General features: G+C 30.6%; 11 protein-coding genes and 1 riboswitch. Of the genes, 4 read left to right on the top strand and 7 right to left on the bottom strand.

The window, feature by feature from the left end:
• Positions 1-166 precede the first annotated feature (166 nt).
• Positions 167-2,680, bottom strand: a complete 2,514-nt coding sequence (gene nirB, locus H0I27_RS01130; protein ID WP_218732113.1) for a nitrite reductase large subunit NirB — start codon at positions 2,678-2,680, stop codon at positions 167-169.
• Between the two features lie 225 nt (positions 2,681-2,905).
• Here nirB and H0I27_RS01125 point away from each other — a divergent pair, with 225 nt between their 5' ends.
• The 4 genes from H0I27_RS01125 (at position 2,906) to H0I27_RS01110 (ending at position 7,512) form a co-directional block, all read left to right on the top strand.
• Positions 2,906-3,487 (top strand): HupE/UreJ family protein, encoded by a 582-nt coding sequence (locus tag H0I27_RS01125; RefSeq protein ID WP_218732112.1) that lies wholly within the window; start codon positions 2,906-2,908, stop codon positions 3,485-3,487.
• 212 nt (positions 3,488-3,699) lie between these two features.
• Entirely contained in the window at positions 3,700-4,128 is a 429-nt protein-coding gene (locus H0I27_RS01120; RefSeq protein WP_165731347.1) for a dCMP deaminase family protein, read from the top strand.
• Positions 4,118-5,689: a S41 family peptidase gene (locus H0I27_RS01115; protein ID WP_218732111.1), complete on the top strand. Its 1,572-nt coding sequence runs from the start codon at positions 4,118-4,120 to the stop codon at positions 5,687-5,689. Before H0I27_RS01120 ends, H0I27_RS01115 begins: the two co-directional genes overlap by 11 nt.
• Before the next feature lie 427 nt (positions 5,690-6,116).
• Positions 6,117-6,326: riboswitch (cobalamin riboswitch) on the top strand.
• Between the two features lie 118 nt (positions 6,327-6,444).
• On the top strand, positions 6,445-7,512 hold the full coding sequence (locus tag H0I27_RS01110) for a hypothetical protein (RefSeq protein ID WP_218732110.1): 1,068 nt from the start codon (positions 6,445-6,447) through the stop codon (positions 7,510-7,512).
• A 44-nt stretch (positions 7,513-7,556) separates the two neighbouring features.
• Here the strand turns inward: H0I27_RS01110 and H0I27_RS01105 are convergent, their stop codons facing one another.
• From H0I27_RS01105 to H0I27_RS01080, 6 genes are all read right to left on the bottom strand, one after another.
• A complete protein-coding gene (locus tag H0I27_RS01105) occupies positions 7,557-8,399 on the bottom strand; it encodes a S9 family peptidase (protein WP_218732109.1) in 843 nt (280 codons plus the stop codon).
• A 7-nt stretch (positions 8,400-8,406) separates the two neighbouring features.
• Positions 8,407-9,027, bottom strand: coding sequence for a glutamate dehydrogenase (locus H0I27_RS01100; RefSeq protein WP_254713118.1), 621 nt, complete (start codon positions 9,025-9,027; stop codon positions 8,407-8,409).
• A 6-nt stretch (positions 9,028-9,033) separates the two neighbouring features.
• Positions 9,034-9,657 (bottom strand): LysE family translocator, encoded by a 624-nt coding sequence (locus H0I27_RS01095; RefSeq protein ID WP_218732108.1) that lies wholly within the window; start codon positions 9,655-9,657, stop codon positions 9,034-9,036.
• Between the two features lie 86 nt (positions 9,658-9,743).
• Complete coding sequence (gene gdhA, locus H0I27_RS01090) at positions 9,744-11,099, bottom strand: NADP-specific glutamate dehydrogenase (RefSeq protein ID WP_218732107.1); 1,356 nt, start codon at positions 11,097-11,099, stop codon at positions 9,744-9,746.
• A gap of 362 nt (positions 11,100-11,461) precedes the next feature.
• Positions 11,462-12,799, bottom strand: coding sequence for an NADP-specific glutamate dehydrogenase (gene gdhA / locus H0I27_RS01085; protein WP_218732106.1), 1,338 nt, complete (start codon positions 12,797-12,799; stop codon positions 11,462-11,464).
• Positions 12,800-12,976: 177 nt separating this feature from the next.
• Positions 12,977-16,009, bottom strand: coding sequence for a PEP/pyruvate-binding domain-containing protein (locus H0I27_RS01080; RefSeq protein ID WP_218732105.1), 3,033 nt, complete (start codon positions 16,007-16,009; stop codon positions 12,977-12,979).
• Positions 16,010-16,071: the final 62 nt, after the last annotated feature.

Below are 16,071 nucleotides of genomic sequence, written 5' to 3'. Positions count from 1 at the left end.
GTCTTATTGAAAATAATTGAGATTTAAAATGTTATTTTAAAACGTTCTGTCACTTCGATTTTAAGAGAAGTCGCATTACAGTGAACACATAATGTTGAGCACCTTTACGTGATTTCTCCTTACTTAGAAATGACAAAACTGTACGTTATGATTTATACTGGTAAAATTAATTTTTCCAAAGTTCAGGCATTTTCTGATCACGTAAAGGCACAAACACTAAGTTATCATCTCTATCATCTGAATTTACAAAATGATTAAAACGTTTTTTAGTTTCTTCGTTTGCGATGGCTTGTTTCCACTCACATTCGTAAGCATCTACTAAGAATTGCATTTCTTTTTCTAAATCACCCACAATATTTAAACTATCATCGATAACCACTTTTTTCAATTGCTCTATTCCGCCTTCTAATTTATCTAACCAAGCAGCAGTTCTCATTAATGGAGCAGCTGTTTGTATGTAATAAATTAAGTATCTATCTAAATATTTTACAACTGTTTCGTTGTCTATTTTTTCTGCTAATAACTGTGCGTGTCTTGGTGTTGCACCACCGTTTCCACCAACATAAAGATTCCAACCACCTTCTACAGCGATAATTCCAAAATCTTTACCTCTTGCTTCTGCACATTCACGAATACAACCAGAAACACCACCTTTAATTTTATGAGGAGAACGCAAACCTTTATACCTGTTTTCTAATTCTATGGCAAAAGAAATACTTTCTGCTAAACCATAACGACACCAGGTAGAACCTACACAACTTTTTACAGTTCTTAACGATTTTCCGTACGCATGACCACTTTCAAAACCTGCATCAATTAACTCTTTCCAAATTGCTGGTAAATCATTTAATTCTGCACCAAAGAAATCGATACGCGCTCCACCGGTAATTTTTGTGTATAAATTATATTTCGATCCTATTTGTCCTAAAACAATTAAGTCTTGTGGCGTTACTTCTCCACCTGCAATTCTAGGCACTACAGAATACGTTCCGTTACGTTGAATATTCGCTAAAAATTTATCGTTTGTATCTTGGGTAACGTCTTCTTTATTTGGAGTGTCATTATATAAACTTGCAAAAATTGAAGAAACCAAAGGCTTACAAGTTTCACAACCATGACCAGAACCACAAGTATCTAAAACCTCGTTAAAAGAAGTCAGTTTTTTAGCTTTTATAATTCCGTATAATTCTTGACGACTATATTCAAAGTGTTCACAAATTACATTTTTAACCGTTTTACCTAACGATTTTAAAGTTTCGTTAACCAAATCTGTAACCATTGGCTTACAACCACCACAACTTGTACTTGCTTTTGTTGATGAAATAACGCCAGCTAAATCCTCACAAGAACCATCTTTTATGGCTCCACAAATCTGACCTTTACTTACGTTTTCACAAGAACAAATTTGCGCTTCGTCTGGTAAATCTAAAGCACTACCAAAAGCGCCGCCTTCTGTAGCAGGTAATATTAATTGTGCTGCATCTTCTGGAATTGGCATTCCGTTTAAATATACTTGATGCAACATATTATAGTCTGATGCATCGCCTACTAAGATTCCTCCTAGTAATGATTTACCATCAAGACTTACGTTAATTCTTTTATATAAATGTTGTGTTTTGTTTTCGAAAATAACTGAATGTCCTTTTGATGCTGGCATAAAAGGCTCTCCAAAACTCGCTACATCTACACCAATTAATTTTAATTTGGTAGACATATCAATTTCTGCAGGCATTAATTCTTCTACATTTCCAATAATTTGATTTACGGCAACACCCGCCATATCATAACCGGGAGCCACCAAACCAAAAATCATTTGATTGTACAAGGCAACTTCTCCGATAGCAAAAATACTTGGATCGGAAGTTTGCATTTTATTGTCCACTACAATTCCCCCACGAACACCCATTTCTAAACCAGATACTTTACCTAACTCATCTCTTGGTCTAATTCCGGCAGAAACTACTAACATTTCTACATCTAGAACATCGTCTTCGCCAAACTCCATTCCGGTAATACATGTATCACCTAAAATTTGATTGGTTGCTTTGTTCAAATGAATGTTTAATCCTATAGATTCTAATTTTATTTGCAATACGTTACTACTTCTAGAATCTAATTGTCTTGGCATTAATTTAGAGGCAAACTCTACAATATGAGGCTCTAACCCCATATCCATAACTGCCTTACCTGCTTCTAAACCTAATAAACCTCCACCTAAAACGGCAGCTCTTGCATTTGGGTTTTTCTCTTTCAGTTTTGCAGCATACGCCAACATTCCTTCTAAATCCTCTATAGTTCTGTATACAAAAACCCCTTCTTTTTCTACACCTTTAATTGGCGGAACAAAAGCAGAAGAACCCGTAGCCAACACTAAATAATCGTAAGAAAACTCTCTATCGTTTGCCGTAGTAATTAGTTTAGACTTTCTATTAATTTCCGAAACTCTTTCATCAACAATTAAATCGATATTATTTTCTTTATACCATTCTGCAGGTGCCATTTCTAAGGCTTTTGCATCTTGGTTTTCGAAAAACTCACTTAAATGAACTCTATCATAAGCAGGTCTTGGTTCTTCACCAAAAACAATAATTTTAAAATCTTTACTTTCTGGAGTTGCTGCAAATTTTTCACAAAATTTATAACCAACCATTCCGTTTCCGACAACTATAACTGTTTTCATAATTACGTATTTGAAATACAAAACTAAGTATTATTACGTATTAATACTTATTTAAAGTAATAAACTTTACGTATTTATCAAATTATTATCGATTTAAAGGAATGAATACTTATAAATTTGATTTTATTTAAAATTTAGTAATTAGAATTGTTAATAGTGTATTTAAGCTTTTATCCAATTACTGTTTTTAATATCTTTACCATTCACACTTAATTATTTTTATTAATGGACGATTTTTTACTGTATTTTAAAATGGGTTTAAACCATGTGTTAGATTTATCTGCTTACGATCATATTTTATTTTTGATTGTACTAGCTGTTGTATTTAGCTTTAAACAATGGAGAAAAGTTTTATGGTTAGTAACCTTATTTACAATTGGTCATTCTGTTACTTTGGCATTATCTGCCTACGGAATTCTAAAAATTAGAATAGATATTATTGAATATTTAATTCCGGTAACCATTTTTATAACTGGAGCTATTAATGTTTTTACAGCTAAAAACACTGCTTCTGGTAAACAAAACATCAACTTAATATTTGCTTTGTTTTTTGGTTTAATTCACGGTTTAGGGTTTTCTAACTATTTTAAAATGATGGTTGGTAAAGAAGAAAATAAATTGTTTCCGCTAATAGAATTTGCATTAGGTATAGAAGCTGCTCAGATTATTATTGTTTTAGGTATTTTAATTGTTGGTACATTACTTCAAAACTTTTTTAGAGTTAGCAGAAGAGATTGGATTTTAGTTTGCTCGTCTATTGTAATTGGTTTCTCTATACAAATGATGCTAGATAGAGTTTTTTGGTAAACAACAAAATTTTCGATTTTTTACTGTTGATAATAAGTAAGCTGCGTTAGGGATTGCAGTGAAAATCCTTTTTATGAAGGATGAATAAAAAGATTGTAGCGGAAAGCCCGACCTGTAAGGGAACGCCCAAAAAATTATTCATAACAGCTTAAAATAAATTTTGTCTAATTATTAACGTCATATTTATCTAAATCTTTTTACTTTCGTTCTGTATGACTGAAAAGAAACAATTAAAATACGATAGGGCTTATTTAAAAATGGCTCGCGAATGGGGGAAACTCTCTCATTGCAAACGTAAACAAGTAGGTGCGTTAATTGTAAAAGGAAGAATGATCATTTCTGATGGCTTTAACGGAACACCAACTGGTTTTGATAATTCTTGCGAAGATTGTAATGGAGTTACAAAATGGGAAGTTTTACACGCAGAGGCAAATGCCATCTTAAAAGTGGCGTCTTCTACCCAATCTGCAGAGGGTGCAACCTTATATATTACGTTATCTCCATGCACTCAGTGTAGCAAATTAATTCACCAAGCAGGAATAAAACGTGTTGTGTATGCAGAATCATACAAGGATACTTCTGGTATCAATTTTCTAGAAAAAGCAGGCGTAGAAATTATGCATTTACCTTATGAAGAATAGAAACAACCTCCCTATATATTTATCTTTAGCAGTTATTTTTGGTTTACTTATTGGACTTTCACTTAACGGAAGTGCTACCAATATGTTGTCTTTAAATAAAAACTCGTCTCAAGAACTAAAAATAAGGAAACTTATTAATTTTATTGAAAAAGACTACGTAGATACTGTAAATACAGAAAGTCTTTTAGACGGAGCTATTACGCAAATGTTGGGTAAACTAGATCCGCATTCTGTTTATATTCCTAAAGAAAAGCTGCAAGCGGTTACAGAAAACATGCAAGGTAATTTTGTTGGAATTGGCGTTCAGTTTAGAATGATTGAAGATTCTATTACCGTTATTCAACCTATAAAAGGTGGACCAAGTATAAAAGCCGGAATTAAGGCAGGAGACCGAATTTTAATGGCTAATAAAGATACTTTGTATGGTAAAAAAATGTACACAGATAAAGTGCCTGGTTATTTAAAAGGGAAACCAGATACTAAAGTTGCGCTTAAAATTTATAGAAAAAGTATAGACTCTACTTTTACCGTTTCCGTAACTCGTGGTAATGTAAATATTAAAAGTGTTGATTTAGCATATATGGTGAACGATTCTGTTGGTTATATTAAATTAGATCGTTTTGCAAGAAATACTTACAGTGAATTTAAATCTGCGTTAAACACCTTAATTGATGATGGAATGACCGATTTAATTCTTGATATTAGAGGCAATGGTGGTGGTTTTATAGACATTGCAAATAGTATTATTGATGAATTTTTAGAAGATGATAAACTAATTGTTTTTACTAAAAACAATAAAAACGAAATTGATGAATCTTTTGCAACTGCTAAAGGAGATTTCGAAAAAGGTGGTTTGTATGTTTTGATTGATGAAAACTCTGCTTCTGCCTCAGAAATTTTAGCTGGTGCTTTACAAGATAATGATAAAGGAACCATAATTGGAAGGCGTTCTTTTGGTAAAGGTTTGGTACAAATAGAAATGGATTTAGGTGATGGTTCTGCTGTGCGTTTAACAACGGCTCGTTATTATACGCCAACGGGTAGATCTATTCAAAAACCCTATGACCACAAAGGAAATAAGAATTATTATACAGATTATCAGAAGAGGGTTTCTAATGGTGAATTGTTTAATAAAGACAGCATAAAAGTGGTAGATTCTCTTAAATATAAAACTCCTAAAGGAAAGATTGTTTATGGTGGCGGTGGAATTATTCCGGATGTTTTTGTACCAATAGACACTACTTCTTATATGAATGGTTACTACTTTAATACCATTAATGATTTTGCTTTTGATTACGTTGATAACAATAGAAAAAAGCTACAAAAATGGACAATAGATACTTTCATTACTGATTTTGATAAAGAAGGAACTGTTTTTAATAGTTATCTATCTGATATTAAAGAAGCTTATAAACCTTCTTTAACAACCAAAAAAAGCCTAGAAAAATACCTAAAAGCTTCTATTGCAAACACACTTTTTGGCGATGTTGGCTTTTACAGAATTATGCACCAGGATGATAAAATGATTCAGAAGGTTTTGGAATTGGAAAGTGAGAAGTAGTTTCTGGTTTTAGTTGACGGTTTACAATAGCAGTATTCCGATTTATGTTATCACTACTATGAGGCTTCTCAACACTTCGAAGTGACAAGTTGTATGTTTTTTTACGTTCAATTTTGTCATTTCGAACGGAGAGAGAAATCACATAAAGTTGCTTTTTGTTATAGCATCACTGTTATGAGATTTCTCCTTTCGTCGAAATGACAAATTGGGTGTTTAGTTTTGTTTTATCACTACTATGAGGCTCCTAAATACTTAGCAGTGATACGTTGTATGTTTTTATTGCATTCAGTTTTATCACTTCAAAATAAGCTCTTTGGCGATTGAGAAATCTCGCTATCTTATAAAAGGAAATTGCAATTCCTAAAACATAAAAATACACTAGATTATTTGTTGAAATTAGTTTTTTATAATGAAAAAAGGAAATACTTTTGCATCATAAATTTTTGGTTTTATATTCAATAAATTGAATTAAAATTAAAAGGGAATCAGGTAGTTTTTTTAAGCCTGAGCTGTTCCCGCAACTGTAAGCATTGTCTATTTAGATTATCGTTATTTCTTACACCACTGTCTTTATAAAAGACGGGAAGGTTTTAACAAAATGCAAGCCAGGAGACCTGCCAAAAATTATATTCGTCTTTTGTAACTTTCGGGAGAAAAGTTAAAAAGAAATACGTGTCATATGCATGGTTTTTCCGCTTTTTAATAAGGGTAAGAACTTGCCTATTTTGTTATTTAAAATTTTAAAATCAATCATAATGAAAAGTTGTCTAACCAGATTAGCCTTAATTGGCTTATTATTTGTTGTATCTTGTACTAAAAAAGATGTAATTCCTGAAGCTCCAATAACTTATAACAATGCCTTTATCTTATCTCTAGAAAGTGATAAAACAGCACTTACATTTCTAGACGAAAATCAAATTGCAACACCAAATGTTACTGTATCTGAAAATGCAGAAAGCACCTCTTTTTCTAGCTATAATAACCAACTCTATATTGTAAGTCAAAACGGACCATCATATATTTCTAAAGTTAACCTAGAAACATTAAGTGTAGAAGAGTCAATAACTTCTTCTAACGTATCTTCTCCATCTTATTTACAAATGTATTCTAACACGGATGGTTTGGTAATTAATACCTCTGGAAGTGGAAGAAGTAGAAATTACAATCTTTGCCACGTAAACACCACTACTGGTATTGGTGATGCTATAAGTGAGGTTTCTAATGATATTCTTTTTAACAATGCTGCACTAATTTTAGATGCTGAAAATGTGTTAATTGCAGATGGAAAGGAATTAGTTGTAATGAATATGACTACTAAAGAATTTACTTCTGTAATAACTTTTGATGATAGTATTTCTGGACTTTTAAAAGATAAAAACGGAACTATTTGGGTCGCAAAAGAAAAGAGAGCCACAGCTGCCACGTTTACAAAACTAAATGCAGACTATTCTATTAATGAAACAGTAACTGTTACAGATGGTGTTATTAATTTATACACAAACAGTATTTTAACAATGAACTCAGAAAATGTAAATGCTTTTTGGTCTGAATCTGCATCTGGAAAAATTTATACTTTTAATACAGAAACAAAAGTTATTGAAGAATTTGCAACACCAAGTAACGACGGAATTGCATTTAACACAGTTGTAAAACAACACCCAAATACGAAACAAGTTTACGTTATCGGTTTAAAGGATTTTATGGATCCAAATAATAGTGCTTTAGTAATTTATAATGCAGATAAAACGGTAGCAAAAACGGTAGATAATGTAGGAGCTTCTCCAATAGACCTTTACTTTTCTGCTAAAGAGTTTCAAATCTAAAACAAGTGCCTAAAAATAAATCTACAAGGAAATACTTTGTAGATTTATTTTTTTAAAAAAGCTACGCAAAATACTGTAACCTCTTCTAATTCCTTAGACATGTTTTCCTTTTTCCAAGGATGAGAAACATTAAAAACATGATCTGCATTTTTAATAACTTCAAATTGGCTTTCAGTATTCCAAGAGTGTATTTTTTTACCTTCATCAATAGAAACAGAAGTATCTTTATCTCCATGAATTATTAACTGTGGTATTTTTAAACTGCTTACCGCTTTCTGAATATTTAAACGCTCTTCATTTTCTTTAAAATTTAAATAAAACTGATAGAAATGTGGCATATTCTGTTTTGTTCGTCCGTTTAAAACGTATTTAACACCTGTTTTCTTCCAGTTCTCTAAATCACCAATCGTAGAACTTCTAGAGCCAAAATCACATACAGCAGCTAAGGAAATTACTTTTTTTACTCTTGCGTCTTCATTTGCTTTTAGCAATACAATTCCACCACCTCTACTATGTCCTATTATTGAAATATCATTAATTTCAACTTCGTTTTTAAATTTTTCTTCGGATGAAATCCAATCGATTACACTCTCTAAATCGTCTAATTCTTTGGTATAATTATTATTCCCAAAAGCTTCTAAATCTGGAAAATCAATAGGGTTTTCAGCGGTCCCTCCATTATGAGAAAAGTTGAATTTTATAAAAAAAAATCCTGCTTCTGCAAAAGCTTCAGCCATTAAATTCCAAGCGCCCCAATCTTTAAAACCTTTGTAACCGTGACAAAAAACAACTATTTTTTTTGGTTGATGATTCTCTTTGTAAAAAACATCTGCGACAATAGGTTTATTATGTTTGCCTTGAATGATTGTATTTTTTAAAATTTTCATATTCTCTTTAAATAAATAGTTTTATAAATGTAAAAACAGCAACTAAACCAGTTATAATTGATAAAATTAGGTTGATGTCTTTTGTGAGTTTCCCTGTTTTTTGTTGAATTACTTTTGCAAATTTCCCATATAAAAATAGGATATAAAATGTTCCTAATACAGATCCTAACGTAAAAAATAATACAGAAACAGCCTCAAAACTAAACAACTTAAAAACATCTAAGGTAATAATGGTTCCGCTTAAAAAAGGAATGCCAAACATGTTTAAAGCAGATAGTGATATACCTGTTAGTAGAGGATTTATTTCTTTAATATCTACCTCATCAATCTTTATTTTCTCTTTTTTAGATTCATTATAAAAATAATAAGATAAAGTTATAAAAACAACGATTCCTACTTTTTCTAAGGTTTCTAAAATGGTAGGGTTTTCTGCAATGTATTTGGTTAAAACAACCGCAATTATCACCTGAGGAATAATAATTAAAGAAACTCCGCATGCATATTTGTTAGCTGCTAATCTCCCTTTTTCTAAGCTAATTTTTAACGCAGTCATATTTAACATACTTGGTGTTATAGAACCAACGAAAGAGAAAATAAAACCGAAGAAAAAGAGTAAAAAGATATTCAAAATAAATTATTTGTAAAGTAGAAAAACAAAATTTCCTACCGCAACTACACCTGTTAAACTACCTAAAATAAAATCCATTTTAGAAGCAATAAAAGTTAGTTTGTGTTCAATATTTTTAGCAACAATAGCATACAATGAATATAGTGTAAAAGAACCAATTGTAGAACCAATTGAAAAATAAAATCCATTTAAGTAAGAATATTCAAAGTATTCTAACCCTATTAAAATAGAAATAGTTGTAAAATAAAACGGAATTGCAATGGTATTTAAAAGAGACATTCCAATACCGTGTAAATAAGCTTTCGACTTAGGTATTTCTTCTTTTACTTTCTTTTCTTTTGACGTAAAATACAGTCTAAAAAAGTTAATGGATAGCAGCAAAAGAATACCTGTACCTATTTTTTGTAATAAGGTTATATACTCTGAATTTTCCATTAAAATACTCGATAAATAAGCACCTATATTCGCTTGAAAAAATAAAACGGTAGCATAACCACCAATAAGATAGAACGCTGCTTTTTTACCATTTCTTAAACTGAATTTAACTACTGTTAAGTTTAAAAAACTAGGCGTTATACTACCTAAAACTGCAACACCAAAACCTAAGAAAATAAAAATTAGAAAGCTCATAAATTGTTTTTATATGGACAAATAAACAAAAAAACGTATCAAATAATTGACACGTTTCATTTATATAGTAACTTATAAGCGTTTTTCTACACTACCCCTTGCGCTAACATAGCATCTGCAATTTTTACAAAACCAGCAATATTTGCCCCTTTGATATAATCTACAGTTCCATCTTCATTTTTACCATGCTCTACACAAGAATCATGTATTTTTTGCATAATTTCTTTTAACCTTTCGTCTACTTCTTCTCTAGACCAGTTTAATCGTAATGAGTTTTGACTCATTTCTAAACCAGAAGTAGCAACACCACCAGCATTTGAAGCTTTTCCTGGGGCGTATAATATTTTTGCTTTTTGGTATTCATGAACGGCCTCTGGTGTAGAAGGCATATTTGCACCTTCAGAAACACATATACAACCGTTGTCTATTAATGTTTTTGCTTCTTCTCCATTTAATTCATTTTGAGTAGCACATGGCAATGCAATATCACATTTAACAGACCAAGGTCTTTCTCCTTTAAAATACTTTGCTTTTGGGTATTCTTCTAAATATTCGCTAATTCTACCACGTTTTTCATTTTTAATATACATTACGTGGTTTAATTTATCAGCATCTATACCACCTTCATCATAAATATAACCTCCAGAATCAGAAAGCGTTAATACTTTTGCTCCAAATTGAATCGCTTTTTCAGCTGCATATTGTGCAACATTACCAGATCCAGAAATAACTACATTTTTTCCTTTAAAAGATTCGTTTTTAAGTTTCAGCATAGCTTCTGCAAAATACACGTTTCCATAACCTGTAGCTTCTGGTCTTATTAATGAACCACCATAAGCAACTCCTTTTCCTGTTAGAACCCCTGTAAATTCTGTTCTCAATTTTTTATACATTCCAAACATGTAGCCTATCTCTCTTGCGCCAACTCCAATATCTCCTGCTGGTACATCTATATGTTGTCCAATATGTTTTTGCAATTCACTCATAAAATTTTGACAAAAATTCATTATCTCACGATCAGATTTTCCTTTTGGATCAAAATCAGAACCTCCTTTACCACCACCCATTGGCAATGTTGTTAAAGAATTTTTAAATACTTGTTCAAAAGCCAAAAACTTTAAAATACTAGCATTTACAGATGGGTGAAACCTTAAACCACCTTTATACGGTCCAATAGCAGAATTCATTTGTATTCTATAACCTCTATTAACCCTTATTTCTCCATTATCATCTGTCCATGTTACTCTAAAAGAAATTAATCTTTCTGGCTCTACCATTCTTAATAAAAGGTTTTTTCCGTAGTACTTTTTATTTTCAACAATAAAAGGAATTAAGGTTTCTGCTACTTCTCTCACTGCTTGTAAAAATTCCGTTTCATGGCTGTTTCTTTGTTCAACCAACTGCATGAAATCTTCTATTCTGGACTCTGTATTCGTAGACATTTTATTTTGACTTTTATTAACATTTAACTAAGCAAATATAAGTTATTTTGAATATTTTATACTTAAAAAGCACTAAAGTTCTTTACGTAAATCCTTTAAAATTATAAGTTATCAACCTTTAAAAAAAACCTATTTCACTAACCTTATTTTCTATATTATATAAAATTCTATTACCCTATTAATTTTATTTTTATTGAAGAGCATAACAAATTTAAAATATATAAAAATTTGACTTCCTTTATTTATTGAAATGCATTTATATCTAATTAAAAATATACCTAAGAGCACCTTAACTTATTATAGGAAACAAAAAAAAACGCATCAAAAAAATTGATGCGTTTTAGTTTTTAATTTATTTATTTTTATACAACTCCTAAATCTAACATAGAATCTGCTACTTTAATAAAACCAGCAATATTAGCTCCTTTTACATAATTTACATAGCCATCTTCTTCTGTTCCATATATTAAACAAGCTGTATGAATTGAATGCATTATTTGATGTAATTTTTCATCCACTTCATCTTTAGTCCAATTTAATTTCATTGCGTTTTGAGACATTTCTAAACCAGAAACTCCAACTCCACCAGCATTTACTGCCTTACCAGGTGCGTATAAAATTTTAGCATCATGAAATGTATGAACAGCTTCTGGAGTACAACCCATATTAGAAACTTCTGCAATATATTGTACACCATTTGCAACTAATTTTAAGGCATCTTCTCCATTTAATTCATTTTGAGTAGCACAAGGCATTGCAATATCACATTTTACACCCCATGGTTTTTCATTAGGATAAAATTTTGCTTCTGGAAACTCAATTGCATACGGAGAAACAATATCGTTATTAGATGCTCTTAACTGTAATAAGTAACTAATTTTATCATCATCTAATCCTTTTTCATCGTAAATATATCCATCAGGACCAGAAATTGTAACTACTTTTCCGCCTAATTCTGTAATTTTTAAAGCAACACCCCATGTTACGTTTCCAAAACCAGAAAGCGCTACTGTTTTACCTTTAAAATTATCATTTTTAGTTTCTAATATTTCTTTTGTAAAGTAAACTCCACCAAAACCTGTAGCTTCTGGTCTTATTAAGCTTCCTCCCCAATTTAAACCTTTTCCTGTAAAAACTCCTGTATGTTCTTGTTGTAATTTTTTATACATGCCATACATAAACCCAATTTCTCTACCACCTGTTCCAATATCTCCAGCTGGTACATCTGTACTTGGACCAATCATTCTCCATAATTCTAACATAAATGCTTGGCAAAAACGCATAATTTCGGTATCTGATTTTCCTTTAGGATTAAAGTCAGAACCACCTTTTCCACCTCCCATTGGTAGTGTTGTTAAGGCATTTTTAAATATTTGCTCAAAACCTAAAAACTTTAAGATACTTAAATTTACACTTGGGTGTAAGCGAATACCTCCTTTATAAGGACCTATTGCATTGTTAAATTGCACTCTATGTCCAATATTTACTTGAACTTGTCCTGCATCATCAATCCAAGAAATTCTAAAGGTTAAAATTCTATCTGGCTCTACTAAACGTTCAATAATTTTAGCCGCTTCGTATTGTGGATTTTCATTATAAATTGTCTCAATAGACTCTAAAACCTCCTTAACAGCCTGTAAATATTCTTTTTCACCAGGGTGTTTCGTTTCCAAATTTGTTAAAATTTCTTTTACATTCATAATGGTATAATTAGTAATTTTTTATTCAATAACTTATACTTCAAAAATACATTTTAAAATTGATTTTAAAATAAAACTTTCAGCATGTTTTTTGATAATTAACAATATTTTATCTCTTTTCTAAGAATTTGAATATTAATTCATTTATTTGAAGTATTTTTTTATAAAATATACATTTTACATAAACCCTTCCGGAGGCAATTCTTCAAATGATTCTTCTATATTTGAAGTACTGTTCTCCAAAGAGATACCTTCTTTAAAAATAGCTGCTTTATTATTTTCTCCATCAATAATAACAGTAAGGTCATTTTTAAAAGAAATATGCCTTAAAAAAGAATCTTCAAAATCTGCTTCTTGTTCATTTAAATAATCTACATCAAAAAAGCCATCTTTTATAAACGGATTGATGGTTAAATATCCCACTTTAAAAGAGGTTAAATTTTGAAAAAAATGAGTTCCTTGACTCGGGTCTATTCTAAAATCATTTAAACCGGACTCTACTATTATTTTTGCCGCAGAAATTTGAGACCAAAGTACCGGAATGCCTAACCAAGAATCGCTAGATCCCCAACGCCCAGGACCAACCAAAATATAGGGTTTGTCTAGTGCTACAAATTTTTTATTAATTTCTTCTACTGCACTTGCAATATCTCTTGTATTTGCCGAATTAAACGTTTCTGGTTTTACATAAACTACATCACAAATGTTTTCATATTTACCATTTCCTAAAGCAGATTCTGAGTAAATAATGGTTTCAGAAATATCTAAATTTTCAGGTAATTTACTTACGGTTTCCATACTTTCTATGATAGGCCTTATCTGCAAAAAACTAAACTCTTTTGGTTTACCTGCAGGAACATCTAGTTTTACTGCAAATTCTATTTCTATAGGGTTTCTCATTTCTCGTTGCCCAACACGTAAGAGTTCTTGCAAAATTTCTGGCAATGGAAACGTATTGTATTTTAAAATATTATCGAATGTAATTACCCGAATACCATCTTGCATTACACCTGGCCTAATAGTATTATTTTGTAAATCATAGGTAGATGCTACAAACTTTAAAGATCCATGATTTTCGGCTTTTCTAATGGTTACTTTCTTTTTATTGATGGCTTCACAAGTTGAAACCTTATAACTATCAGGGTTCAAATCTAAACCATAAAAATACTGTTGCGTTTCTCTTTGTGTAGAACCGGGAGAAGATAGTTGTAATATTTTTTTTGGATAAGATGGTGAAAAACGTAATGTTTGTCCGCCACCCACAATTATTTCTCCTAAACCTAAAGCAATATTAGCAATTCCTTCACTTGCTTTTTCATCTCCAATAGGATAAAAATTAATAGAACGTGCTACTCCAGAAATATTTGGATAATATACATCTTGATATGGCTTACCTATAACTTCTTGTAAAATTACAGCCATCTTATCTTCTTCTATAGTATGAGATATTGCTTTTAAATACAATTTACTGTTTTCAAAAAAAGCAGATGCTATAACAGATTTAATTGCATTAGCAACCATTTCAACTTTTTTGTTTATTTCAGAATTCGGAATCATGTACGTTGCAAAAACACCTGCAAAAGGCTGATAATTTGAGTCTTCTAACATACTAGATGATCGAACTGCAATAGGACAAGTAGTTGTTTTTAAAAATGCTCTAATATCTTCTAAAGCCCATTCTGGTAAATCTTTTGAAATAAATTCATGTAATATTTTATCATCATCTGTACATTTTGCTGCAAATTTTATTAGTTTATGGGTTTCTATAAACTGATCAAAAACTTCTGTACTTATTACAACAGTTCTTGGTATGGTAATACTTACATTTTTGTATTTGTTGTATAAATTATTTCGTTTTAAAAAGGAATCTATAAAAGCCAAACCTCTCGCTTTGCCCCCTAAAGCACCTTCACCTATTCTTGCATAACCAACAAACTCATCGTATTTATCTTTATTAAACTTTACAATTACACCTCTAGATCTGTAAACTAAATATGCTTTGATTGAATTAATTAAGAAATCTCTTATTTGACCATTATTTTCAAATTCATCATATTCTATAACGTTTAATAAATCTGCTAAAGGAAACAGCGCTCTAGATTTTAACCATTTAGAAAACTCACTTCTTTTTGCATGATACATCAAACAATCTTCAGTAACATTCTTTATGGCTTTTTGAAATTCACCTAAATCTTTTGCTGTTGCTAAAACTTTCATTTGGGTTGGATCCCAAAACTCGAAATCTCCAAAAGCAAAGTATTTTATAATATAATTTTTAATATCAACACCTAAAGTTTCTGAATGTTTATATAAAAATTTACCTTTTAGTTCTAACGTTCTCCTTTCATTATTTTCATTAGATGATTGCATTAAAAAAGGAAAATAACGTTTATATTTTCTTACATAATCTAATAATAAAAAACCAGCTTCTTTGTTTCTAACACCATCCTTAAAGTAATTCACATCAGATATTACACCTAGTAAATTTTCTTTGTAGGTATCAAATAAATCAATTCCCTCTTCAAAAGTAGTGGCTAATAAAATTTTTGGTCTCCCTCGCATTAACAGCATTTTTCTATGCTCGTTTAATCCTTCAGACATTAATCCTTGCGTCTGTTTAAGGATCACTTTATAAATAAGCGGAATATATCTAGAATAAAACTTCAGTGAATCTTCTACCAATAAAATGGCTTTAACACCAATAGTATTGATATCCGTTTCTGCATTCATTCTATCTTCGGTTAATTTTATAATAGCCAAAAATATGTCTGCATTACCATTCCAATGAAAAACAAAATCTATACTATCTGTATTTTCTTTTTGTAGCTTACTTCTTAATTGAGAAGAATGATGACTTAAAGCTGCAATTGGAACGTTTGGGTATGCTTCTTTAATTTTTTTTGATGTTTCAAAAGCATTGTAATTACCAATATCTAACCAAGTAATAACGATCTCTATTTGATGAGTCTTCATCATTTTAATTGCTCTTCTTGCAGAATTCGCATGGATAAAATTTGGTGGATGTCTTAAATTTAAAGAAGTGTATTCATTAAAAATTCGTTCTTCAATTCTACCATCTTCTTCAAGCATATAAAAATCGTAGTTAGAACAAACTATTAATACCTTATTAATCCTATTTTGCATTAATTTATCAAAAGTTACCTCTTTAAATGCATATGTTTTTAAATTAGATAAGATATTTTCTTTCATTATTATGCTGTTTTATATAATTTACAATATATTAATTTTCTAGTTTAGAACATTAATATATT

Origin of the sequence: Polaribacter sp. HaHaR_3_91, assembly GCF_019278525.1 — a bacterium.
Taxonomy (GTDB): Bacteria; Bacteroidota; Bacteroidia; order Flavobacteriales; family Flavobacteriaceae; genus Polaribacter.
This window is presented reverse-complemented; position numbering and strand designations above follow the sequence as displayed.

Bases quoted from the DNA above. Each gene is read 5' to 3' on its own strand.
- nirB (WP_218732113.1), bottom strand. From the start codon at position 2,680: ATGAAAACAGTTATAGTTGTCGGAAACGGAATGGTTGGTTATAAATTT.
- H0I27_RS01125 (WP_218732112.1), top strand. From the start codon at position 2,906: ATGGACGATTTTTTACTGTATTTTAAAATGGGTTTAAACCATGTGTTA.
- H0I27_RS01120 (WP_165731347.1), top strand. From the start codon at position 3,700: ATGACTGAAAAGAAACAATTAAAATACGATAGGGCTTATTTAAAAATG.
- H0I27_RS01115 (WP_218732111.1), top strand. From the start codon at position 4,118: ATGAAGAATAGAAACAACCTCCCTATATATTTATCTTTAGCAGTTATT.
- H0I27_RS01110 (WP_218732110.1), top strand. From the start codon at position 6,445: ATGAAAAGTTGTCTAACCAGATTAGCCTTAATTGGCTTATTATTTGTT.
- H0I27_RS01105 (WP_218732109.1), bottom strand. From the start codon at position 8,399: ATGAAAATTTTAAAAAATACAATCATTCAAGGCAAACATAATAAACCT.
- H0I27_RS01095 (WP_218732108.1), bottom strand. From the start codon at position 9,657: ATGAGCTTTCTAATTTTTATTTTCTTAGGTTTTGGTGTTGCAGTTTTA.
- gdhA (WP_218732107.1), bottom strand. From the start codon at position 11,099: ATGTCTACGAATACAGAGTCCAGAATAGAAGATTTCATGCAGTTGGTT.
- gdhA (WP_218732106.1), bottom strand. From the start codon at position 12,799: ATGAATGTAAAAGAAATTTTAACAAATTTGGAAACGAAACACCCTGGT.
- H0I27_RS01080 (WP_218732105.1), bottom strand. From the start codon at position 16,009: ATGAAAGAAAATATCTTATCTAATTTAAAAACATATGCATTTAAAGAG.